The sequence below is a fragment of the Sphingomonas sp. CL5.1 genome, from assembly GCF_013344685.1.
Classification (GTDB): Bacteria; Pseudomonadota; Alphaproteobacteria; order Sphingomonadales; family Sphingomonadaceae; genus Sphingomonas.
In genome coordinates this window covers 3886093-3909089 of the sequence record NZ_CP050137.1, presented here as the reverse complement: position 1 = coordinate 3909089, position 22997 = coordinate 3886093, and the positions used below count along the sequence as shown (strand labels likewise).

General features: G+C 67.2%; 19 protein-coding genes. 16 read left to right on the top strand and 3 right to left on the bottom strand.

The genetic code is table 11. From position 1 onward, the window contains the following. The first annotated feature begins 37 nt into the window (after positions 1 to 37). Genes F9288_RS18760 through F9288_RS18750 form a run of 3 tightly spaced genes read left to right on the top strand, consistent with a single transcriptional unit; the run spans position 38 to position 3838 of the window. On the top strand, positions 38 to 661 hold the full coding sequence (locus F9288_RS18760; protein WP_174838180.1) for a nuclear transport factor 2 family protein: 624 nt from the start codon (positions 38 to 40) through the stop codon (positions 659 to 661). Between the two features lie 16 nt (positions 662 to 677). Continuing rightward, positions 678 to 2834, top strand: coding sequence for an FAD-dependent oxidoreductase (locus F9288_RS18755; RefSeq protein WP_174838179.1), 2157 nt, complete (start codon positions 678 to 680; stop codon positions 2832 to 2834). Beyond that, a complete protein-coding gene (locus F9288_RS18750) occupies positions 2831 to 3838 on the top strand; it encodes an MBL fold metallo-hydrolase (protein ID WP_254620962.1) in 1008 nt (335 codons plus the stop codon). Before F9288_RS18755 ends, F9288_RS18750 begins: the two co-directional genes overlap by 4 nt. Before the next feature lie 6 nt (positions 3839 to 3844). Here the strand turns inward: F9288_RS18750 and F9288_RS18745 are convergent, their stop codons facing one another. The 3 genes from F9288_RS18745 to F9288_RS18735 are packed head-to-tail and all read right to left on the bottom strand — an operon-like array spanning position 3845 to position 7136. Then, a complete protein-coding gene (locus F9288_RS18745) occupies positions 3845 to 4645 on the bottom strand; it encodes an SDR family NAD(P)-dependent oxidoreductase (protein ID WP_174838178.1) in 801 nt (266 codons plus the stop codon). An 11-nt stretch (positions 4646 to 4656) separates the two neighbouring features. Further along, entirely contained in the window at positions 4657 to 6342 is a 1686-nt protein-coding gene (locus F9288_RS18740; RefSeq protein ID WP_174838177.1) for an FAD-dependent oxidoreductase, read from the bottom strand. Positions 6343 to 6365: 23 nt separating this feature from the next. Beyond that, complete coding sequence (locus F9288_RS18735; protein ID WP_174838176.1) at positions 6366 to 7136, bottom strand: SDR family NAD(P)-dependent oxidoreductase; 771 nt, start codon at positions 7134 to 7136, stop codon at positions 6366 to 6368. A 107-nt stretch (positions 7137 to 7243) separates the two neighbouring features. Between F9288_RS18735 and F9288_RS18730 the strand changes: the two genes are divergently transcribed. From F9288_RS18730 to F9288_RS18670, 13 genes are all read left to right on the top strand, one after another. After that, positions 7244 to 8005, top strand: coding sequence for an SDR family NAD(P)-dependent oxidoreductase (locus F9288_RS18730; protein WP_174838175.1), 762 nt, complete (start codon positions 7244 to 7246; stop codon positions 8003 to 8005). Positions 8006 to 8023: 18 nt separating this feature from the next. Continuing rightward, positions 8024 to 8896 (top strand): SDR family NAD(P)-dependent oxidoreductase, encoded by an 873-nt coding sequence (locus F9288_RS18725; RefSeq protein WP_174838174.1) that lies wholly within the window; start codon positions 8024 to 8026, stop codon positions 8894 to 8896. Between the two features lie 113 nt (positions 8897 to 9009). Further along, complete coding sequence (locus tag F9288_RS18720; protein ID WP_174838173.1) at positions 9010 to 10602, top strand: AMP-binding protein; 1593 nt, start codon at positions 9010 to 9012, stop codon at positions 10600 to 10602. Continuing rightward, positions 10599 to 12230, top strand: coding sequence for a class I adenylate-forming enzyme family protein (locus tag F9288_RS18715; protein ID WP_174838172.1), 1632 nt, complete (start codon positions 10599 to 10601; stop codon positions 12228 to 12230). Before F9288_RS18720 ends, F9288_RS18715 begins: the two co-directional genes overlap by 4 nt. A 7-nt stretch (positions 12231 to 12237) precedes the next feature. Next, positions 12238 to 13104 carry an amidohydrolase family protein gene (locus F9288_RS18710; RefSeq protein WP_368076170.1) on the top strand — a complete coding sequence of 289 codons (867 nt, stop codon included), beginning with the start codon at positions 12238 to 12240 and terminating at the stop codon, positions 13102 to 13104. Between the two features lie 2 nt (positions 13105 to 13106). Continuing rightward, positions 13107 to 14246, top strand: coding sequence for a Rieske 2Fe-2S domain-containing protein (locus tag F9288_RS18705; RefSeq protein WP_174838170.1), 1140 nt, complete (start codon positions 13107 to 13109; stop codon positions 14244 to 14246). A gap of 4 nt (positions 14247 to 14250) precedes the next feature. Continuing rightward, on the top strand, positions 14251 to 15726 hold the full coding sequence (locus F9288_RS18700) for an amidase (RefSeq protein WP_254620961.1): 1476 nt from the start codon (positions 14251 to 14253) through the stop codon (positions 15724 to 15726). Positions 15727 to 15896: 170 nt separating this feature from the next. Beyond that, a complete protein-coding gene (locus tag F9288_RS18695; protein ID WP_174838169.1) occupies positions 15897 to 18449 on the top strand; it encodes a TonB-dependent receptor in 2553 nt (850 codons plus the stop codon). A 64-nt stretch (positions 18450 to 18513) separates the two neighbouring features. Beyond that, positions 18514 to 19275 carry an SDR family NAD(P)-dependent oxidoreductase gene (locus F9288_RS18690; protein WP_254620960.1) on the top strand — a complete coding sequence of 254 codons (762 nt, stop codon included), beginning with the start codon at positions 18514 to 18516 and terminating at the stop codon, positions 19273 to 19275. Further along, positions 19272 to 20546 (top strand): MFS transporter, encoded by a 1275-nt coding sequence (locus F9288_RS18685; protein WP_254620959.1) that lies wholly within the window; start codon positions 19272 to 19274, stop codon positions 20544 to 20546. Before F9288_RS18690 ends, F9288_RS18685 begins: the two co-directional genes overlap by 4 nt. Positions 20547 to 20685: 139 nt before the next feature. Further along, on the top strand, positions 20686 to 21237 hold the full coding sequence (locus F9288_RS18680) for an Lrp/AsnC family transcriptional regulator (protein ID WP_254620958.1): 552 nt from the start codon (positions 20686 to 20688) through the stop codon (positions 21235 to 21237). Next, positions 21234 to 21734: an Lrp/AsnC family transcriptional regulator gene (locus tag F9288_RS18675; RefSeq protein ID WP_174838167.1), complete on the top strand. Its 501-nt coding sequence runs from the start codon at positions 21234 to 21236 to the stop codon at positions 21732 to 21734. Before F9288_RS18680 ends, F9288_RS18675 begins: the two co-directional genes overlap by 4 nt. 129 nt (positions 21735 to 21863) lie before the next feature. After that, positions 21864 to 22943, top strand: coding sequence for a Rieske 2Fe-2S domain-containing protein (locus F9288_RS18670; RefSeq protein WP_174838166.1), 1080 nt, complete (start codon positions 21864 to 21866; stop codon positions 22941 to 22943). The last annotated feature ends 54 nt before the right edge of the window (positions 22944 to 22997 follow it).

The window sequence follows — 22997 nt, the reverse complement described above, 5'->3', positions numbered from 1 at the left end:
TGCGCTCAAATGCCGTGAAACGGAGAGGAAATCGCTCTTGTCGAATCTCGAAGCACGCATCTATCGGCTCGAATCGCTGGACCAGATTCGCCAACTCCCCGCTAAATATGCGCTCGCGCTCGACATGCGCGACATGGACGCGATGGTCTCGCTGTTCCCGGCGGACGTGCGCGTCGGCAAGGAGGCGAGCGGGCGCGCCGCGCTGCGCGCCTATATGGACCGCACCTTGCGCTCGCCCTTCACCGGCACCTCGCACCATATCGGCGGCCATGTCATCGAGTTCGACGATGCCGATCACGCGCATGGCGTGGTCTATTCGAAGAACGAGCATGAGACGGGCGACGAATGGGTCATCATGCAGATGATGTATGTCGACGATTACGTCCGCGCGGAGGGGCGCTGGCATTTCGCGCGCCGGCTGCCGCTCTACTGGTACGCGACCGATCTCAACAAGCCGCCGGTCGGCGCGAACAAGATGCGCTGGCCGGGGGCGGAATGGGTCGAGGGCAATTTCCACAAGCTCTTTCCGAGCTACGACGAATATTGGGCGCGCGAGGGAGACCACGGCGGCCCGGTCACCGAGCCGGCACCGCTGGAGGGTTTCCTCAACGCGATGCGCCGGGGGCAAGCCGCGCCGCGCGTGAAGGTGCGGGCGGATTGAGAGGACAGGAAACACGATGACCGTCAGGAAATTCCCGCATCTGCTTTCCCCCGGCCGCATCGGGCGGATGGAAACGCGCAACCGCATCGCCGTCACCGCGATGGGCGCGAGCCTCGCCGAGCAGGACGGCCAATGCGGCGAACGCATCATCGCCTATCACGCGGAGCAGGCGCGTGGCGGCGTCGGCCTCATCATCACCGGGGTGGCGGGGGTGGCATGGCCGGTCGGCGCCAATCAGGAGGGGCAGATTGCGATTTCCGACGATCGCTTCCTGCCCGGCCTCGCGGCCTTGGTCGATGCGGTGCATGCGCATGGCGCGAAGATCGTGCCGCAGCTCCATCACGGCGGCGCGGCGGCGATGGAGGATTTGCTCGCGGGGCGGCCGATCTGGACGCCTTCGGTGCCGGACGCGCGGGGTGGCGATTTCACCGCCGCCTTCCTGATCGAGGAGATCATGCGCGCGCCGTTCGGGCGCATCAAGGGCGTCGAGTTGAAGGTGATGACGGTGGAGGACATCCGCCACGTCGTCGGCCAGTTCGCTGCGGCGGCGGAGCGGGTGAAGCGCGCGGGCTTCGACGGCGTGGAGATCCACGGCGGCCACGGCTACCTCATCTCCTCCTTCATCTCGCCCAAATCGAACAAGCGCACCGACGATTACGGCGGCCCGCTGGAGAATCGCGTACGCTTCCTGCTGGAGGTGATCGCGGCGGTGCGCGCGGCGGTCGGGCCGGATTTCCCCGTGTGGTGCAAGCTCGATTCGCGCGAGGTCGGCAAGGATGGCGGCATCACGATCGAGGACGCGGTCGAGACGGCGCGGATGGTGGAGGCCGCCGGGGTCGATGCGATCACCGTCACCGCTTATCACGACGTCGGCCAGCCGAAGCTGCATTCGGGATCGCACACCCCGCACGAGCCGGGGCTGAACGTCCCCTTCGCGCGGCGGATCAAGGCGGCGGTGAACGTGCCGATCATCGCCTCCGGCCGGATCGAGCCTGAAGTAGGGGATGCGGCGATCGCCGACGGCTCGCTCGATTTCGTGTCGATGGGGCGCAAGCTGCTCGCCGATCCGCACCTGCCGAACAAGCTGGCGGCAGGGCGGCCCGAGGACGTGTTGCCCTGCATCTATTGCTACACCTGCATCAGCGCGATCTACGTCTGCGATCCGCTGCGCTGCGCGGTGAATCCGGAGACGGGGTTCGAATATCTCCGCCGCGAGGCTCCGGTCGCGCCGCCGAAGCGCGTGGTGGTGATCGGCGGCGGCCCGGCGGGGATGGAAGCGGCGCGGCGGCTGCGCGCGAAGGGGCAGGAGGTGATCCTGCTGGAGGCGGGTGCGCGGCTCGGCGGCACGTTGCGCTTCGCCTCGCTCGCCTATCCGGCCAATGAGCGGCTGCTCGACTGGCTCCAGCGGGAAGTGGCGGCGTCGGGCGCGGAGGTGCGGCTCAACACGCCCGCGACGCCCGAATTGCTGCGCTCGCTGAAGCCCGATGCGGTGATCGTCGCGACCGGCGCGCGGCGCGGGATGCCGCTGATCCCCGGCGGCGACCTGCCCAACGTCCTGTCGGGCGACGACATGCGCAAGATGATGCTCGGCGAGAGCTCCGAGGAGCTGAAGCGCAAGACCAGCCTCGCCACGCGACTCGCGACCAGGCTGGGCGCGGCGACAGGCCTCAATGCCAACCTCGATTTCGTGCGCAAGGCGACGCGCCAGTGGATGCCGCTGGGCGATCATGTCGTGATCGTCGGCGGCGAGCTGGTCGGGCTGGAGCTGGCGGAGTTCCTGCTGGAACGCGGGCGCACGGTGACGGTGGTGGACGAGGCGCCGCGCTTCGGCGCGGGGCTGACGGTGGTGCGGCGGATGCGGCTGCTCGACGAATTGCGCGAGCATAATGTCGCGCTGTTCCCCTCCGCCTCGGATATCCGCATCGAGCCGGGTTTCGTATCCTTCACCGACGCGGGCGGCACGACGCAACGACCGCGCGCCGATCACGTCATCGTCGCCAAGGGCGCGACGGCGGACGAGGCGCTGGCCGACGCGTTGCGCGCCGAGGGCTTCGCGGTCCATGCGATCGGCGATTGCACCGGCATCTCCTATATCGAGGGCGCGATGCGCGGCGCGGCCGGGGCGGTGGAGGCGATCCTCTCGCCGCAGCCGGCGGTGGCGATGGCGGAGTGACTGGGCTCCGCCAGCCTTTCGCGGGCCGCACCCCCGCGCCACATGAGATGGTCACGGTCGCGCCGGGCATCCGCTGGCGCAGCGTGCCCGTTCCCGGTCCGCTCGGCGACGTGAATTGCTGGCTGGTCGATGACGACGGCGGCGTGGCGATCGTCGATACCGGTTACCACAATGACGCGACCCGCGACGGCTGGGCGGCGGCGCTCGCGGGGGAGCGGGTGACGCAGGTGATCTGCACGCATTACCATCCCGATCACAGCGGTTCGGCCGGCTGGCTGTGCCGCGAATATCGCGCGCCGCTGGTGATGACGCGGGTCGAGTGGCTGGAACTGCACCGCTTCGCCTCGGGCGCTGACGGCGTGCCGGCGGAGATCGTCGATTACTGGCGCGCGGCCGGCTGGGACGACGATCAGATCGCGCAATCGATTCGCGGGTGGAGCGGCTACGCACAACTGGTCGGCGCGCCGCCGCAAAGCTTCCGCCGCATCGCCGACGGCGACCGGCTCGCGCTGGACGGCGCGGAGTGGCGCGTGGTGACCGGCAGCGGGCACAGCCCCGAACATGCCTGCCTGCTCGATGAGTGCGGCCGGGTGCTGATCGCGGGCGATCAGGTGCTGCCGGGGGTCAGCCCCAACGTGTCGGTCACGCTGGCCGAGCCGGAGGGCGATCCGCTGGGCGACTGGCTCGCCTCGATCGCGAGGTTGCGGCTGCTCGATGCGGACCTGCTCGTGCTGCCGGGGCATGGCGAGCCTTTCTATGGATTGCACGAGCGGCTGGACGCGATGGCGCTGGTGTACGAGCGCCGGCTGGAGCGGCTCCACGCGCTGCTCGCCGCGCCGCGCCGCGTGATCGATTGCTTCCCGGCGCTGTTCCGCCGTGCGATCGTGCGGGAGATGGTGAGCATGGCGACCGGCGAGACGCTGTCGCACCTGCGCCGGCTGGAGCTGGACGGCCGCGCGACGCGCGAGACGCGGGACGGCGTGTGCTGGTTCGTCGCTGCCTGATCGGTCCTAGAAGAAATAGCTGCCGCCGTTCGCCACTACCACCGATCCGGTAGTGAAGCTGGCGTCGTCGCTGGCGAGATAGGCGACCGCCGCCGCGATCTCCTCCGGCCGGGCGAGGCGGCCGAGCGGCACGGCGGCCTCCATCGAGGAGATCCACTCCGCCGGTATGCCCTGCATGATCGGCGTGTCGGTCGGCCCCGGCGCGACGGCGTTGACGCGGATGCCGCGCGGTGCGAGCTCCCTCGCAAGCTGCCGGGTCAACCCGATCACCGCCGCCTTGGACGCGACATAATGCGGCGAGCCTTCGCCCGATTGCGCGCTGGTCGAGCTGATGTTGACGATCGCGCCGCCGCTTCCGTCCTCGGCCAGTACGCGGACGAACTCGCGCGCCAGGAAGAACGCGCCGTCGAGGTTGACCGCCATCACCCCGTGCCAGCCGGCGTCCTCCATATGGATGAGCTGGTCGGCGAAGGCAGTGGGTGTCTCGCCCGCCGCGATCTGCGCGTTGCGCTCGCCCATGCCGGCGTGGAATCGCTCGCTGCCGTCGCCGGGGGCCGCGCCGATCCCGGCGTTGCTGACCGCGATGTCGAGCCGTCCGAACGCCGCGCGCGCCTCACGCACGGCGGCGGCGACGGAGGTGCTGTCGCTCACGTCGCAGCGGATCGCGAGCGCGGCGGGCGAATCCTCCACCTTGAGGTCCAGCGCCGCGACCCGTGCGCCTTCCGCCGCCAGCCGCTCGACGATCGCGCGGCCGATGCCGCGCCCCGCGCCGGTGACGATCGCGCCGCGTCCCTCAAGCCTTCCCATGCCTGATATCCTCACTCGTTGGTGCCGGTCAGGTCGCGCGCGGCGAGATAGCCGAAAGTCAGCGCCGGCCCGATCGTAACGCCCGCGCCCGGATAGCTCTCGCCCATCGCGGAGGCCGCGTTGTTGCCCACCGCATAGAGGCCGGCGATCGGCTTGCCCGCGCCGTCGATCACCCGCGCGCGCTCGTCGGTGACGAGGCCGCCGTTGGTGCCGATGTCGCCGGGGTGGATCGGCATGGCGTAGAACGGCCCTTTCACCATCGGCGCGAGCGACGGATTGGGCGTGACGCGCGGATCGCCGTACATCTTGTCATAGGCCGCCTCGCCGCGATGGAAATCGGGGTCCTCGCCCTTCACGGCACCAGCGTTGAAGCGCGCGACCGTGGCGGCGAGCGTAGCCGCGTCCGCCCCGATCTTCGCGGCGAGTTCCTCGATCGTGCGGCCCTTGCGCAGGATCTTGCGCACGCCCCTCGACTGGAGCGCATCCGGCACCAAAGGCAGCAGCGGTCCCATCGGATACTTATGGCGGAAATCATGGTCGAAGATCATCCAGCTCGGATCGGCGTCCCGATGCTCGCGCTGCCGCGCCGCCATCTGCTGCCCGACGATATGATAGGATGCCGCCTCGTTGAGATAACGCGCGCCCGACTGGTTGACCATGATGCAGCCCGGCAGCGCACGCTCGATCGTGCAGAGCCGCCCGCGATCCTCGCCCGGCACGTAGAAAACCGGCGCGGCCCAGGCGGACTGCATGTTCATCGTCGCCGCGCCGACCGCCATGCCGGCGCGGATCGAATCGCCGGTATTGCCCGAGGTGCCGCCGCTGTAGAGCGCGCGCGGATAGCTTGGCGCATAGGCGTCGCGCATCGCCTGGTTCTTGTCGAATCCGCCAGCCGCCAGCACCACGCCGCGCCGCGCGCCGATGCGCATCGGCCGCCCCCGATGCTCGACGACGACGCCGGCGATGCGCCCGTCCTTCTCGACCAGCTCGCGCATCGGCGTCTCCAGCCACACCGGCACGTTTTGCCTGTTGAGCGCGATGCGCAGGCCGCCGAGCAGCGCGTTGCCGAGCGTCAGCCGCCGATCCTTGCGCGAGCGCAGGCGGAAGGGGAGGTCGAACCAGTAGCGCGCGAGCGATTTCGCGAGATGCATCTGCCAGCCCTTCGCGCGGAACAGCAGCATATAGGTTTCGTCGAAATGCCAGTTGAGATAGCCGAACAGGCTCGCGGCGGGAGAGGCGAAGCGCAACGTCTCCACGTCGCGGCCGAGCTGCCGCCCGTCGATCGGCAGCGGCATGTGCGTGCGATAGCCGGTCGGGCTGCCGCCGGGGTTCTCGGCGTGATAATCGGGATAGGGAAAGGCGTGGTATTCGATCGGCGTATGCTGCGTCAGCCAGCGCAGCATCGGAGCGGCGTTCGAGACATAGGCGCGGATGTTCGCGTCCGGCACATTGTCCGCCGACAGCGCGCGGACATAGGCGAAGGCGTCCTCCACCTTGTCATGGAAGCCGACCGCCGCCGCCTGATCGCTCGCGGGAATCCAGATGCCCGCGCCGGAAGTGGCGGAGGTGCCGCCCCAAAGCGGCTCCTTCTCGATCACCAGCACGTCGGCATGGGCATCCGCCGCCACCAATGCGGAAAGCAGCCCGCCCGCGCCGGACCCGACGACCAGGACGTCGACTTCCTTGTCCCACCCCATTTTTCGCGCGCCTTTCGATTCGGTCAGGAAGGAAGATAGAGTTGCGCCGCCTTGCCGCCGTCGACCGGAAGCGCGGTGCCGGTGATATAGCTCGCCGCGTCGGAGAGCATGAAGATGATCGCCTCCGCCAGCTCGTCCGGCTCGCCGCCGCGCCCCATCGGGATGGCGTCGGCGGTCTTGGCGGCGGTGTCGGGGGCCTTGGACGCGAAATCCTCGGTGCTCGGGGTCTGCACCTGCCCCGGCACGATCGCGTTGACGCGCACGCCCGAGCGCGCCGCCTCCATCGCGGCGACGGCGGTGAACTGGATCAGCGCCGCCTTGGACGCGGAATAGCTCGCCATGTAAGGCGCGGCGCGGATGCCGCAGGAGGAGGAGATGTTGACGATCGAGCCGCGACCCGCCGCCATCATCACCTTCATCGCCGCCTTGGTGCCGACGAACACGGCGTCGGCGTTGACCGCGAAATCCTTGCGCCAGTGATCCAGCGTCAGCTTGCCGATCGGCGCGTAATGGACCGACATGGCGTTGTTCACCAGCATGTCGAGCCGGCCGTGCCGCGCGGCGACGTCCTCGATCACTTTCGTGAAGGCCGCGTCGTCCGACACGTCGAGCTGCACCGCCTCGACCTTGCCGACCTTCGCGATCTCGGCGCGGGCTTCCTCCAGTTTCTCGGGGCGGCGGGCGCAGATGACGACGCTGGCGCCCCGCTCCGCGAGCAGCCGGGCGGTGGCGCGGCCGATCCCGTCGCTGCCCCCCGTGATGATCGCGACGCGCCCGGTGAAATCCTGGCTCATTGAGGCATCCTCTCGATAAATTTAACGCATTCTGTGGCTATATTTGGTAAATTGTCAACGTTGTGCGTAGGTGATAGTGGATTGTATTACGAATATGGAGAGGGTGTGTGGGGATGATGACCGGCAAGGTCGCACTGGTCACGGGCGCTGGGCAAGGCGTCGGTGAGGGCATTGCGCTGGCATTGGCGAGCGAGGGCGCGGCGGTCGCCGTCACGGGCCGCACGATCGAGAAGCTCGATCGCACCTGCGCGCTGATCGCGGCGCGCGGCGGCGCCGCGATCCCGCTCGCCTGCGACGTGAAGCGGCCGGCCGACCTCGCGCGGATCGTGGAGGAGACGGCGGCGCGACTCGGCGGAATCGACATCCTCGTCAACAATGCGCAGGAAGTGCCCAACGGCAAGCTGATGGAGGTCACCGACGAGGCGTTCCTCGCGGGTTTCGAATCCGGCCCGCTCGCGGCGCACCGGCTGATGAAGCTGGTCCATCCGCATCTGGTGGCGCGGGGCGGCGGGGTCATCGTCAACCTCATCTCCTCCGTCACGGTGCGCTGGGACATGACGGGCTATGGCGCTTACGCGGCGGTCAAGAAAGCAATCCACGCGCTCACCCGCGCGGCGGCGGCGGAATGGGGGCGGCAGGGCATCCGTGCGCTGTCGATCGCGCCGCATGCCGAATCGCCCGGACTCAAATGGTGGATGAAGAACAACCCGGAGGAGGCGGAAGCGTTCTTCCGCACCATCCCGCTCGGCCGTGTGGGCCGGCTGGAGGAGGATATCGGCCGCGCGGTGGTGGCCTTGTGCTCGTCCGACATGGCCTATCTCACGGGGGCGGTGGTGCCGCTCGACGGTGGGCAAGCCAATTTCGGCTGAATTTAGGGAGAGAATGACATGACGGAACCGAAGATCGCGCTCGTCACCGGGGCCAGTCGCGGGGCCGGGCGCGGGATCGCGCGCGGGCTGGGCGAGAAGGGCATGACCGTTTACGTCACCGGCCGCACTGTGACGCCGGGCGACGCGCGCGGCTGGGACGGCACGGTGCTGCCCGGCACGGTCGCCGAGACGGCGGCGGAAGTGACGAAGGCGGGCGGCAAGGGCGTGCCGGTGATGTGCGATCATGCCGACGACGCGCAGGTCGCCGCGTTGTTCGCGCGGATCGCGGCGGAGGCCGGGCGGCTCGATATCCTCGTCAACAACGCCACCTATATTCACCATCAGCTCATCGAGAAGAAGCCCTTCTGGGAGAAGGAGCTGGACGCGGCGCGCATCCTCGATGTCGGGCTGCGCTCGGCCTATGTCGCGAGCTGGCACGCGGCGCGGATGATGGTGGAGCAGGGAAGCGGGCTGATCGCCTTCGGCTCGTCGTTCGGCGCGAGCTGCTACATGCACGGCCCGGCCTATGGCGCGCAGAAGGCGGGGATCGACAAGTTCGCGCACGACATGGAGCATGATCTGCGCGGCACCGGCGTGCGCACCGTCTCGATCTGGATGGGGCCGCTCGTCACCGAGCGTTCGGCGATCGCCAGCAAGACCAACCCGGAGCAATATGAGGGCTTCATCGCCACCGCCGAGAATCCGGAGTTCACCGCGCATATCCTATACGCGCTGGCGAGCGACCCGCGCGGGGCGGAGCTTTCCGGCCGCACGTTGATCGCGGCGGAGATCGCGCGCGAGCTTGGCGTCACCGATCGCGGCAAGGAGCGGCCCTCCTATCGCGAGATGCTGGGCAGCCCGCCCGCGCCGAATCCGGCGGCGGTTTATTGAAACCGCCGGCCGGTCGCGGGGCGCTTGCATAAATGCGTAATGTATGAGAAGTAATGTTACGCAAATAAAGAATTTCATCGGCGAAACCCGCCGATCGCGTCAAACGAGAGAGGATGATGGCCGCGCAATTCCACCTAGCCGATCTGTTCGAGATCGTCGCCGGCGCGGTGGGCGACCGGATCGCGATCCGGCATGACGGCGGCGCGATCAGCTATGCCGGGCTGAACGATCGCGCCGACCGGCTCGCCACGGCGCTGGCCGATCGCGGGATCGGGCGGGGGGCGACGGTCGGCCTCTATCTGATGAACGGGCCGGAATATCTGGAAGCGTTCCTCGCGGCGATGAAATGCGGGGCGGTGCCGTTCAACATCAACTATCGCTATCGCGCCGAGGAACTGCGCTACCTGCTCGACAATGCCGATGCGGCGGCGGTGATCCACGGCGCGGAGTTCGCGCCCGTATTGCGCGCGATTCGCGGCGACCTGCCGAAGCTCAAGGCGACGGTCGCTGTGGAGGACGGGTCGGGCGAGGATATCGCCGGATCGGAGCGTTACGACGACCTGCTCCGCACCGCGCCGCGCACGGGTTTCGAGCGGAGCGAGGACGATATCGTCCTGATCTACACCGGCGGCACAACGGGGATGCCGAAGGGCGTGATGTGGCCGCACAAGGCGTTCCTGTTCGGCTGCCTGGGCGGTGGAGGGCATTTCCACCCCGCCGGGCCGATCGCCGCGCCGGAGGATATCGCCGTCCGCGCGCGCGAGGGGCATCCCCTGCGCTTCTTCCCGATCGCGCCATTGATGCACGGGGCGGCGACCTGGGGAAGCTGGTCGGCGCTGCTCGGCGGGCTGACCATCGTGCTCGATCCGGTCCGCCACTTCGACCCCGAGGCGATCTGGGACAAGGTGGAGCGCGAGCAGGTCAACATCATCGCGATCGTCGGCGACGCGATGGCGGTGCCGCTGCGCGATGCGCTCTACGCGCACCCCGATCGCTGGAACCTCGCGCATATCGTGAATTTCGGATCGGGCGGCGCGGTGTTCTCCGCGCACGTCAAGGCAGATATCAGGGCGAAGCTGCCGCCGCACGCCACGATCACCGACGGCATGGGATCGAGCGAGACGGGCATCTCCGGCATGGCGGAGGCGAGCGGCGAGGGCATGATGCGTCTGCCCGCCAACGAGAACCAGCAGGTGGTGGTCGGCGATCGCCTTGCGAGCACGGGCGAGACCGGGCTGATCGCGCGCAGCGGCCACACGCCGGTCGGCTATTACGGCGATCCGGTGAAGACGGCGGAAACATTCCGCATGATCGGCGGGCGGCTGTGGGCGGTGAGCGGCGACAGCGGCCGGCTCGACTCCGACGGGAAGATCACCATGCTCGGCCGTGGATCGACCTGCATCAACACCGGCGGCGAGAAGGTCTTTCCCGAGGAGGTGGAGACCGCGCTGCGCACCCATCCCGCGATCCTCGACGCGGTGGTTGCCGGGCAGAAGGACGCGCGCTGGGGCGAGCGCGTGGTGGGGATCGTCTCGCGCCGCGCGGGCGTGGCGCAGCCGTCGTTTGAGGAGGTTTCGGCGCACCTGAAGCGGCGGCTCGCCGGCTACAAGGTGCCCAAGGCGCTGGTGTGGGTCGATGCGGTGAAGCGCTCGCCCGCCGGCAAACAGGATTATCGCTGGGCGAAGGAGCTTGCAGGCACCGCATGAGCACTATTGATCCAACCGTCGCGCAACTCACCGCCCCCGGCACACCCTTCGCGATCGGCGAGCAGGACGGGATGCGCCGCTTCGTCAACGCGCCCGCCAGCCTCGACATGCTGATCGAGAGCGGGCGGCGCCATGGGGCTGCGACCTTCGTGGTCGAGGGCGACGCGCGGCTGAGCTTCGACGACGTGTTCGCGCGGCGCGACGCGCTGGCGGCGGCACTGCCGGTCACGCCGGGCGAGCATGTCGTGATCTGCATGCGCAACCGCGCGGCGTGGATGGTCGCCTTCCTCGCGGTGATGCGCGCGGGCGGCGTGGCCGTGCTGGTCAACAGCCGCGGCGCGCCGGCCGAATTGCGCGCGGCGGTGGAGGATTTCGCGCCGCCCCTCGTGCTCGCCGATCGCGAGCGGGCGGAGCTGCTGCGCCAGTCCGGTTATGACGGCGATATCCTGGAGGCGAAGGATTTTCCGCTCGAAGGCGGCGCGGATTTCGTGCCGCCGGCGCGCGGGCGGGACGATCCGGCGACGGTGCTGTTCACCTCCGGCACCACCGGCCGGGTGAAGGGCGCGGTGCTGACCCACGGCAATATGGTGACGGCGCTGATGGGCGTGCAGCTTTCCGGGCTGATGGTGCTCCACGATGTCGCGCGGAAGATGGGCGTCGCGCCCGAGGCTCTGATGGTCGGGCGGCCGCAGGCGGCGGTGCTGCTGGTCTATCCCCTGTTCCACATCTCGGGGCTGGTCGCCAATTTCCTCACGCCGCTGCTCACGGGCGGCAAGGTGGTCATCATGCGCCGCTGGGATGCGGAGGAGGCGCTGCGGCTGATCGAGGCGGAGCGCATCTCGATGTTCAGCGGCGTGCCGACGATGTTGTGGGACGTGCTGCACCGCGCGCGGCTGGCGGACGCTGACCTGTCCTCGCTGACCAATATCGCGTCGGGCGGGCAGGCGCTGCCGATCAACCTGCTCGATGCGATCCGTGAGCGTTGTCCCAACGCGGCGATGGGCACCGGCTATGGCATGACCGAGACGTCCGGCACCGTGGCGATGGCGGTGGGCGAGGATTTCATCCGCCGCCGCGCCGCGACCGGCCGCGTCCTCGACCTCTACGAAGTGCGCATCGAAGGGCCGGACGGCGCGGCGCTGCCGCCGGGCGAGGCGGGCGAGATCGTCGTGCGCGGGCCGACCGTGATGCAGGGCTATTGGAACCGCCCGGAGGAAACCGCCGCCGTGCTCGGCCCGGACGGCTGGCTGCGCACCGGCGACATCGGTTACGTCGATGACGAGAACTACCTGTTCATCGTCGACCGCAAGAAGGACATGGTGATCTCCGGCGGCGAGAACATCTATTGCGCCGAGGTGGAGCGGGTGCTGAGCCTGATCCCCGAGCTTGTCGAATGCGCCGCCTTCGGCCTGCCCGACGAGCGGCTCGGCGAGCGGCTCGTCGCGGTGGTGGTGGGCGAGGGGCTGGACGAGGACAAGGTCCGCCATCACGTCGGCGAGCATCTCGCGCGCTACAAGGCGCCCGTCCGCGTCGGTATCTCCACCGTGACCCTGCCGCGCAACGGCCTCGGCAAGGTCGACAAGGCACAACTCCGTTCACTCTGGCCGCAACTCGCGGGAGACCGATGACATGCCCATGCCCAACGATATTAAGATCATCGACTGTATGCTCGGCATCCCTCACGCGGAGGATCGCGGCGACTGGTTCGACAGCTTCCGCCCGTTGTTGAAGGACGCGCAGTCGCGCGACCAGTTCGCGATGCCCGCGCAATATATGTTCAAGGACATCCCGGAGACCGGCAAGGTCGACGATTTCGTCAAATGGACGGTCGACCAGATGGACCGTTTCAACATCGAGAAGGCGCTGGTCGGCTGGAACGACAACGACACCTCGCGCCGCGCTAAGGAACGCTATCCCGATCGCTTCTTCTTCGACCTGCCGTGCAACCCCAATAACGGGGTGGACGAGGTGCGGCGGATCAAGCGCATCCATCAGGAGGTGGGTCTGTCCGCGATCAGCGTGTTCCCCTCGGGCACGCTGCCGCAGGTGGCGATCAACCACAAATATATGTTCCCGCTCTATACTTGCGCGGCGGAGCTCGGCCTGCCGATCCTGCTCAACGCGGGTATCCCCGGCCCGCGCATTCCGATGGAGACGCAGAAGGTCGAGCATCTCGACGAGGTGTGCTGGTTCTTCCCGGACCTCAAGGTGGTGATGCGCCACGGCGCGGAGCCGTGGGAAGCATTGGCGGTGAAGCTGATGCTGAAATGGCCGAACCTTTATTATTCGACCAGCGCCTTCGCGCCGAAACATTATCCGAAGGCGATCATCGACTACGCCAACACGCGCGGCGCCGACAAGATCATCTACGCCGGATATTTCCCGATGGGGATGAGCCTCGATCGCATCTTCGCCGACATGCCGAACGTGCCGTTCAAGGACGAGGTGTGGCCGAAATTCCTGCGCGAGAACGCCATCAAGGTCTTTGGTTTGGGAGAATGACGATGTCCGATGCCGAAAAGGAAAAAAGCGCCCCCGTCGATGCGCGCGTCCCCCCCGTCGCGGTGTGGCAGGTGCTGGAGAAGCTGAAGGGGCAGGAACTGATCGACTGGCGCGTGGCGGAAGTGAAGAACCGCCCGTCGGTCAAGGAGCGCAACCTCGACATGGGCTTCCCGTTCGGCTGGTATCCGGTGATGCTGTCGAGCGAGCTGGAGGCGGGCGTCGCCAAGCCGCTACGCTATTTCTCGACCGATCTCGCGATCTGGCGCGGCATGGACGGCCGGGTGCGGATGCTCGACGCTTATTGCAAGCATCTCGGCGCGCATCTCGGTCATGGCGGGCGGGTGAGCGGCAACCTGCTGGAATGCCCGTTCCACGCCTGGCGCTATGACGGTGAGGAAGGCGTGGTGAAGGAAATCCCGTATGCCCGCGCGATCCCGCCGCAGGTGAAGCGCAAGTGCACGCGCACATGGCACGTCAAGGAAGCCAATCGCTGGGTCTGGATGTGGTATCACCCGCAGGACGTCGCGCCGCTGTGGGAAGTCGTCGAATTGCCCGAGGCGAGCAATCCCGAGTGGACCGATTTCGAGGTCTATGAGTGGAACGTCTGGGGCAGCTTGCAAAACATGGCGGAGAACGGAGTCGATTTCGCGCATTTCCAGTTCATCCACGGCACCGCCAACATGCCCAAGGCGGAGATGCGCTGGAGCGACTGGGGACGCGGCGCCGATGTCCGCGCCAAGATGGGCACGCCGCAGGGCGAGGTTGACGGCTGCATCTCGTTCGACACGGTCGGGCCGGGCCAGAACTGGACGCGTTTTACCGGCATTTCCGAGACGCTGCTGGTCGCCTGCCTGACGCCGGTGGAGCAGGACCATATCCATGCGCGCTTCTGCTTCACGCAGCCTAAGTCGCAGACCGAGGGGCCGATGGCCGGCCTCGCCCGCGCGATGATAAAGGACATCTGCAAGCAGTTCGATCAGGACAAGGTGGTGTGGGACCGGCAGCGGTTCGAGCCGAATCCGATCATCTGCGACGGCGACGGCCCGATCCCGCAATTCCGGCGCCATTACAGCCGCTTCTACGCCAAGCCCGACGGCGGCCCGGATGCGGGCAAGGTCGAGCCGCTGAAGGTCGCGAGCTAGGCGCGTGGCGGACGACATGCCGCAATCCGGGGCGGGCGCGCCGTCGCCCGTTGGTATCGAGCGCCTGCTCGACGAGCAGGACGCGCTCGGCCTCGCGGCGCTGGTGAAGGCCAGGGAGGTTTCCCCGGCCGAGCTGCTGGAGGCCGCGATTTCCCGCGCCGAGGCGCGCGATCCGCAGTTCAACTTCATGGCGCAGCGTCATTACAACTACGCCCGCGCGACGGTCGTGCGTGGCGTGCCGGATGGGCCGCTGGCGGGCGTGCCGTGGCTGCTCAAGGACCTCAACACCTATATCGAGGGCGAACTGACCGAGAACGGCAGCCGCCTCTGGCGCGGCAATCGCGCGACGCGGACGTCGGAGCTGGTGCACCGGATCGAGCGCGCGGGCATGGTGATCTTCGGCAAGACCACCACGCCTGAGTTCGGCCTGACCGGTACGACCGAATCCGCCCTGTGCGGCGTGACGCGCAATCCGTGGAGCCCGGTGCATATCGCCGGCGGCTCGTCGGGCGGCGCGGCGGCGGCGGTGGCGGCCGGCGTGGTCCCGGCGGCGCACGCCACCGATGGCGGCGGCTCGATCCGCATTCCCGCTTCCTGCTGCGGCCTGTTCGGGCTAAAGCCGAGCCGGGGCCGCGTGCCGATGGGGCCGGCGCGCACCGAGGGGTGGGGCGGTCTCTCGGCGCATCATGCGGTAACGCGGAGCGTGCGCGACTCCGCGGCGATCCTCGATGCGACGCACGGCATCGAACCCGGCTCGCGCTACGGCGCGCCGGCGCCGGCCGAAACCTTCCTCTCGCAGGTCGGGCGCGATCCGGGGCGGCTGCGCATCGCACTGACGACCACGGCGCCGTCCGGCACGCCGGTCGATCCCGAATGCGTCGAGGCGACGCGCGCCGCCGCGCGCCTGTGCGAGAGTCTCGGCCATATCGTCGAGGAAGCCGCGCCGCCGATCGACGCCGCCGCTTACGGGCAAGCCTCGTTCGTGCTGATCGCCGCCTCGGTCGCCGCCGATTGCGAGCAGCGCGCCGCCGCGCTCGGCAAGACGCTCGGGACGGACCTGGTGGAGCCGATCACGCTCCGTTTCGTCGATTACGGGCGGAGCACCACCGGCGTGGATTTCGCCCGCGCCAATGCGACGGTGCAGGAAATCGCGGTGAGGCTGGCCGGCTTCATGGCGGATTACGACGTGATCCTGTCCCCCACGATCGGCACCCTGCCGCTGGAGATCGGCGCGATCAGCCTGACGCCGACCACCGATTTCGAGACCTGGGGCAGGGTGGCGAGCACCTTCGCCGCCTTCACCGGCGTCTATAACGGCACCGGCCAGCCGAGCATGTCGGTGCCGCTCGGCATGTCGGCGAGCGGTCTGCCGATCGGGGTGATGTTCACCGCGCGCTACGCGGAGGAGGCGCTGCTGTTGCGCCTTGCCGCGCAACTGGAGCTGGCCGCGCCCTGGGCGGCTCGCCGCGCGACTGTCTGAGCGAAAGGCGCAAGTTGCTCGACTGACGACGGGTACGGAACGCAACTGGGGCAGAAATGTCATAGTATTATGCTATTTTCGTAATTCATATTGACATTGATTACGCAAATCGAGAAAGTGCGCGCCGATCAATGGCGCGGCGGGTCCGCGCCTTGCTTAGGAGAGAACAGATGCTGAAGGGGAGGAATCGTGCGCTGTGGCTCGTGGGGGGCGCCAGCGCGCTCGCCATCGCCACGCCGGCTTTCGCGCAGACGCAGGCGCAATCGCAGCAGGCGCCTGCCGCGAACGAATCCGGCTCGGGGCTGGCCGACATCGTCGTCACCGCGCAGAAGCGCGAGCAGAACCTCCAGGCGGTGCCGATCGCGATCAGCGCCATTCCCGAGGCGAAGGTCGCGCAGCTCGGCATCAAGGACGCGCAGGACATCACCGGCCTCGCGCCGAACCTGACCATTTCGTTGCCCGCGAACAGCATGGTGGCCGGCGTCATCTCGATCCGCGGCATCCCCAGCGGCGCGGTGGAATCGCTGAGCCTCGATCAGGCCAACGGCCTGTATGTCGACGGCGTCTATATCGCGCGTTCCGGCGCCGCGTCGCTGGACGTGTCGGATATCGAGCGGGTCGAGGTGCTGCGCGGCCCGCAGGGCACGCTGTTCGGCCGCAACACCACCGGCGGCGCGATCTCCTTCATCACGCGCGATCCGTCGAAGACCTTCCGGGGCAGCGTGGAGGCGGGCGCCGGCAATTACGGCCAGTGGAACGCGCGCGGCTCGATCGATCCGGGCGAGATCATGGGGATCAGCTCGACCTTCAGCTACTCGCACAGCCAGCATTTCGGCTATGTCGACAACATCCTCCAGCCCAGCCGCCTGAAGGATCCGGGCGCGCGCCAGCAGGATGCGTTCCGCGCAGCGCTGAAGGCCGATATCGGTGGCACCGGCAGCATCAAATATATCTTCGATTATTCGAACGTGCGCGGCTCGTCCTATGCCTTCACGATGCTGGAGGAGGCGAACGGCTCGGCGCTGCCGCCGGTGCAGGTGGACGGCAAATCGGTGCCGATGATCGCGCAGGCGCCGGTGACGGGCTATTTGAACGAGGCGACGTTCACCAATCCGGCGTGCGCGGCGCTCGCCGCGCCGGGCCGTGTCTATCGCGATCGCATATGCCTCAACAGCGACAATGGCGCGCGCGACCAGATCTGGGGCCATAACCTCCAGATCCAGAACGATTTCGGCGGCTTCAAGGTGAAGTCCACCACCGGGTATCGCATCTGGCACAGCGACAATTACGGCTCCGACATGGACGGGCTGGGGCAGATCAAGGGGCCGCTGTACACGTCGGCCTCACTGTTCAACGGGATGCCGGCCTCGCTGCTGCAATATATTCCGTCGATCCCGGCCGCGGCGATTCCCTATATCTCCGCATCGCCCGTGCCGACGACGACGCAGGACCTGTTCACGACGCAGGATTTCCGCAAGCAGAAGCAGTTCAGCGAGGAGGTCGAGGTTTCCGGCGATACCGATCATCTCGACTGGGTCGTCGGCGGCTTCTATTTCTATGAGAAGGGTTCGGAATACAACCCGCAGAATTCGGGTTACGTACTCGATACCAACTCGGTGTTCCTCGGCAATTTCGGCGCGCTCGGGCCGGCGTTCGTGGCGGCCAACCCCGCGCAATACCGGCTGGTCGTGACCAACTCGCTGGTGAATTACCAGACCAGCGCGGAATCGGTCGCGGTCTATGGGCAGGGAACCTGGTATGTCGACGGGCGCGACGGCAAGCTTAGCCTGACGGGCGGCCTGCGCTACACATGGGACAACAAGAACATCATCCTGTTCCAGAATGGCGCGGCCCCGCTCCCCACGCCGGACAGCGCGCATGCGAACTTCCAGCGGCTGACGTGGAACGCGATGGCGCGCTACGCCTTCACGCATGACATCAGCGTGTATGCCCGCGCCGCGAGCGGCTATCGCTCCGGCGGGTTCAACCCGTCGGACACGCCGCCGCTCGCCGCGTTCAAGCCGGAGAAGCTGACGTCCTTCGAGCTGGGCCTCAAGAGCGAGCTGTTCAACCGCCACCTGCGGTTCAACGTTGCCGGCTATTACAACAAATACAAGGATCTGGCGGTCGTCGTCCCGGTTCCGGCGAGCAGCATGGGCGGCGCGTTCAACACCCATATCGTCAACGCAGGCAGTGTCGATTATGCCGGCATCGAGGTTGAGGGCCAGGCTATCCTCACCGACAATTTCTCGATCGACGGCAATTTCGGCTACGTCGATGTCGACTACAAGAAGTTCAATACCTACGCGACCACGCTGGGCGGCGTGCCGATCGATGCGGCCTCGATCACGAACGCGAGCTATGTGTCGAAATATACCGGGAACGTCGCGCTCAACGCGCAATTCCCGATCGGCAACGACGGAGCGAAGCTCGTCGCGCGCGTGGGCTATACCTATCTTTCGTCGCAGTATAATTTCGTCAACGTGCTGTCCGCGCCGTTCAACAACCTGATCCAGAGCGATCCGCAGCATCTGGTCGATGCCCAGATCGTCATAGACAAGGTTTCGATCGGCGGGATGAAGGCGCAGCTCAAGTTCTGGGGCAAGAACCTCACCAACGAGCATAACATGGTGCGCTCCATCGATTTCGGCCAGCTCGGCTACGCGGCCGGCTATTGGGGCCAGCCGCGCACCTACGGTGCGACGCTAGGGTTCAATTTTTGAGGTGGGCCAGGGGCGCGATCCGCCGATCCCTCACGGATCGCGCCCCGTTTTTTGAAGGCATGACATGATGCGCGGATTGACGGGCAAGGTCGGTATCGTCGCCGGTGGCGGTCGCGGGATCGGCGCGGCGACGGCACGACGGCTCGGCGCGGAGGGGGCGTCGGTCGTGATCGGCGATATCGCCGGCGAATGGGCGGAGGAAGTGGCCGCCGATATCCGCGCGCACGGCGGCAAGGCGATCGGCGTGCCGCTCGACGGCACCTCGCCGGAATCGCAAGCCGCGATCGTGGCGGCGGCGGTCTCCGAATTCGGCGGGCTGGATTTCTATCACTCCAATCTCGCCGGCGGGACACAGGGCGACGTCGATGCGCTCGATTGCCCGCTGGAGGTGTTCGACAAATCAGTCGCGATCAACTCCAGAAGCCATCTGATCGCGACGCAGGCGGCGCTGCCGGCGCTTCTGGAGCGCGGCGGCGGCGCGATGATCTACACCTCGTCAGGTGCGGCATCGGGCGGCAGCGCGTGGCAGGTCGCCTATCCGATGGCAAAGAGCAGCATCCACGCGCTCGCGCGGCATGTCGCGACGCGCTGGGGCAAGCAGGGCATCCGCGCCAATGTGATCTGCCCCGGCGTGGTGCTGACCGAAGCGGTCAAGGAACATCTGACGGCGGAGCAGGTGGAGCAGAGCCTCCGCCGGGTGCCGCATCGGCGGCTGGGCAAACCGGACGATATCGCTGCGGCGGTGACGTTTCTCGCATCGGAGGACGGCGAATGGGTCAACGGGCAGGTATGGCACGTCAACGGGGGGATGCAGATGCGCGATTGACGCGCGTCGTGGCCGCTCCCCGGCTCAGCAACAAATGGGTCGTGCTGTTCCTGTTGCTGGGCATCGGCCTGTTCAATCAGGGCGACCGGTTCCTGCTCGCGGGGCTGGTCGAGCCGATCAAGGCGGAATTCAGGGTCGGCGACGGCTTCATGGGGCTGCTCATGGGGCCGGCGTTCGCCTTGCTCTACTCATTGCTGGCGATCCCGATCGCGCGCGCGGCGGATCGCATGTCGCGTATCGTGATCATCGTCGTCGGCTGCATGGTGTGGAGCGCGTTCACCGCCGCTTCCGGACTGGCGCAAGGGCCGTGGACGCTGGCCGGCGCGCGCGTCGGCGTCGGGATCGGCGAGGCGGCGTTCCAGGCGCCGGCCTATGCGCTGATCGCGGCCTATTTCGTGCCCGAGCAGCGTGGCCGCGCCTTCGCGATCATGGGACTGAACACCTATATCGGGCAGACTCTGGGCTATGTCGCCGGCCCCGCGCTCGCGGCGAACGCGACGTGGCGCTACCCCTTCATCGTGATGGGCGCGAGCGGGCTGGCGATCGGGCTGGTCGCGTTGCTGCTGATCCGCGAGCCGCGCCGCATCGTCCTGCATGCGGAGACGAAGCCGCCCCGGCTGGGCGCCCTCTCCGCGCAATTGCTGCGAATATCGAGCTATCGCGCGATGATGGCGGGGATGGCGCTGGGCGTGCTGTCCGGGCTTTCATTCGGGCTATGGGGGCCGACGCTGTTCGCGCGCGCCTATGCGCTGCCGATCAAGCAGGCGAGCACGCTGTTCGGGCTGGCGTTCGGCATCGCGGGGCTGGTCGGCATGCTGTTCTTCGGCGCGCTCGCGGACCGCTCCTCTAAGCGCGACGCCACCGCGCCGCTCCGCCTCGCCGCGCTCGCGCTAGCCGCGGCGACCGCGCTGATCGTGATCGTCACCTGGACGCCTGGGTTGGGCGTCGCGCGCTGGCTGGCGGTGCCGTGCGGGCTGCTCGGCGGCGGCTGGTCGGTCGGTGTGGTGGTGGCGCTCCAGCACCTGCTGCCGGACCGTATCCGCGCGACCGGCACGGCGCTGGGGATGCTCGCGGTCAACCTGCTCGGCGCGGTCGGCGGGCCGTGGCTCGCGGGCGCGCTGAGCGATGCGGTCGGCGGCGATCCCACGCACAGCCTCAGGATCGGCCTGAGCATCGTGATGCCGCTGGGTTTCGTCGGGGCGTGGCTGATCTGGCGCGCGCGCAATTCGCTCGTCACCGATCGGGAAAAGCTGGTGGATCTGGACGGCTGAGAAGGCGTGCCGCGCGACCGCAACGGCGTTTCACGGCGCGTCGGTCCCGAGCTTGCCGACGGCGTGAGCGCGACCGCCCGGCCTTTCGCCCACACGATGAGTTTGCGCGCCGCCGGGCGTGACCGTGGCCGCCGGGAGCTTGACCGGCGCCGTGCTTGACCCGAAACACCGGAAGGCCGCAGGAGACGGCAATGGCTTGGAAAGGGGATTGATGGCGAATTCGGTCGCGATTGATGACGTCGATCGCAATATCGTTGAGCTGCTGCGCGAAAACGGGCGCTGCACCAACCAGCAGATCGCCGACAGCTTGGGGCTGACCGCCGCGACCGTTTCCTCGCGGATCCGGCGGATGGAGGAGGCGAACCTCCTGCGAGTCGTCGCGGTCTCCGATTTCGCGGCGCACGGCTATAATCTGCTGATGGAGGTCGCGATCGAGGTGGACGGGCGCCCCGCCTCCGACGTTGCCGCCGAACTGGCGAAATTCCCGGAAGTGTTCGCCGCGCATCTCGTCTCCGGACGCTATGACATCGACATTCTCGTCGCGTTGCGGGAGTTCGACGATCTGCCGCATCTGCTGCTGGAAAAGTTCTCTCAGGTCAGCGGTATCCGCTCGATGGTGCCCGCGATCGCGGTCGATGTGCTGAAATACCAGTTCGACGTTGCCCCCATCGAGGAGCGAGTGTCACGATGACCCTGCCTCAACTGGACGACCTCGATCGCAAGCTGATCGACCTGCTGTCGTGCGACGCCCGCGTCAGCAACCGCAAGATCGCCGTCGATCTCGGTGTCACCGAAGGCACCGTGCGCGGCCGGATCAAACGGTTGCAGCAGGACAATCTGATCGCCTTCACCGCGATCACGAGCTTCGATCTGGTCGAGACCACCAAGCTCGCCTTCATCGCCATTCAGGCCGACGTGATGAACGTCCGCGAGATCGCGCGGAACATCGCCGATCTGCCGCAGGTGAGCAGCGCGATGATTATGATGGGGCGGTTCAACATCCTCGCCATCTGCCTCTTCAGCGAGCTGGACCGGCTGTATGAAGTGGCGTCCGACCTGATCCTCAGCATGCCCGGCGTTCACCATGTCGAAACCTCGATCGCGGTGCGCACGGTGAAATATGATCCGCGCATCGTGCGCATCACCAACGACGCCCTTTCGGAGAGACCCGCTCTGCCTGATGCGTAGGTATGATTTTGATGAATTACGCAAATTGATCGTATTATCGGATAATTTCCGCTGATCGCGGCGTATCTCTTGCCTTTTTCCTGCGCTATGAAGTAAGCATGGCGGCAACAGGAGCACAGGAGAGGGCAGATGGCTACCACGGCCGAATACCGCCTCGGCGAGTTCACGTTCCCGCGAGGCTGGTTCATGGTTGCGACGTCGGAGGAAGTCACCAGCGTACCGGTCGGCGTCCGCTATTTCGGCGAGGATTGGGTGCTGTATCGCGGCCAGTCCGGCCGGGCCTATATGGTCGAGGCCTATTGTCCGCACATGGGCACGCATCTGGCGAACAACCACACCAGCTATATCGTCAAGGACAAGGAGCACGTCGAAGGCGAATCGATCCGCTGCCCCTATCACGGCTGGCGCTTCGGGCCGGACGGCAAGTGCGATGACATCCCCTATTCCCCCGCCGCCATTCCCAAGGCCGCCTGCCTCAAGTCCTGGAAGCTGATCGAGCGCGCCGGTTGCATCTGGACGTGGTACGATCCCGAAGGCGGCGAGCCGGATTACGATCTGCCCGCGTTCGAGAATTATGGTGCGCCGGGCTGGGTGAACTGGAACGTCCGCGCGCTTGGCGAACTGGCTTCACACCCGCAGGAGATCGTCGACAATATGGCGGACAAGGCCCACCTCGGGCCGGTCCACGGCTCGATCGACATGGTGCTGTTCGAGAACGAGTTCGACGGCGTTACCTGCCGTCAGATACTCACCGCCGGGCACAAGACGCTGGCGGGCGACGGCAGCGAGCCGATGACCAACGACACCTGGTATGCCGGCCCCGGCATCCTGCAATCGGTGATGATCGGCGAATATCCCTCGCACATGCTGATCGCCCACACGCCGGTCGACGATGGCGTGGTGAAGGTGTGGTATGGCCTGTTGGTGAAGGTGCCGAACGACACGCCCACCGAGGCGGATCGTGCGATCGCCGCCGGCTATGAACAAGCGGGGGTCGACGCCTTCGCGCAGGATTTCGAGATCTGGGGCAACAAGCGCGCGTGTATCCACCCGATGATGGTGCAGGGCGATGGCCCGTTCCACAAGGTCCGCATCTGGTACAAGCAATTCTACAACCCGCGTGAGCGGGCGGCCGAGTTCCAGGGCCGCGTCAACGGCCGGATGGTCACGAAGGGCACGCAGCAGGATCCGTGGACGGAGGCTGCATAGGGTCGGCTTTCGGAATGGTTGAGCTGGCGGTGTCGGCGTCGTGCTGGCGCCGCT

Excerpts from the sequence above, each read along its gene's own strand:
- F9288_RS18755 (WP_174838179.1), top strand. The coding sequence starts at position 678 with ATGACCGTCAGGAAATTCCCGCATCTGCTTTCCCCCGGCCGCATCGGG.
- F9288_RS18745 (WP_174838178.1), bottom strand. The coding sequence starts at position 4,645 with ATGGGAAGGCTTGAGGGACGCGGCGCGATCGTCACCGGCGCGGGGCGC.
- F9288_RS18740 (WP_174838177.1), bottom strand. The coding sequence starts at position 6,342 with ATGGGGTGGGACAAGGAAGTCGACGTCCTGGTCGTCGGGTCCGGCGCG.
- F9288_RS18735 (WP_174838176.1), bottom strand. The coding sequence starts at position 7,136 with ATGAGCCAGGATTTCACCGGGCGCGTCGCGATCATCACGGGGGGCAGC.
- F9288_RS18725 (WP_174838174.1), top strand. The coding sequence starts at position 8,024 with ATGACGGAACCGAAGATCGCGCTCGTCACCGGGGCCAGTCGCGGGGCC.
- F9288_RS18720 (WP_174838173.1), top strand. The coding sequence starts at position 9,010 with ATGATGGCCGCGCAATTCCACCTAGCCGATCTGTTCGAGATCGTCGCC.
- F9288_RS18715 (WP_174838172.1), top strand. The coding sequence starts at position 10,599 with ATGAGCACTATTGATCCAACCGTCGCGCAACTCACCGCCCCCGGCACA.
- F9288_RS18710 (WP_368076170.1), top strand. The coding sequence starts at position 12,238 with ATGCCCAACGATATTAAGATCATCGACTGTATGCTCGGCATCCCTCAC.
- F9288_RS18705 (WP_174838170.1), top strand. The coding sequence starts at position 13,107 with ATGTCCGATGCCGAAAAGGAAAAAAGCGCCCCCGTCGATGCGCGCGTC.
- F9288_RS18695 (WP_174838169.1), top strand. The coding sequence starts at position 15,897 with ATGCTGAAGGGGAGGAATCGTGCGCTGTGGCTCGTGGGGGGCGCCAGC.
- F9288_RS18690 (WP_254620960.1), top strand. The coding sequence starts at position 18,514 with ATGATGCGCGGATTGACGGGCAAGGTCGGTATCGTCGCCGGTGGCGGT.
- F9288_RS18675 (WP_174838167.1), top strand. The coding sequence starts at position 21,234 with ATGACCCTGCCTCAACTGGACGACCTCGATCGCAAGCTGATCGACCTG.
- F9288_RS18670 (WP_174838166.1), top strand. The coding sequence starts at position 21,864 with ATGGCTACCACGGCCGAATACCGCCTCGGCGAGTTCACGTTCCCGCGA.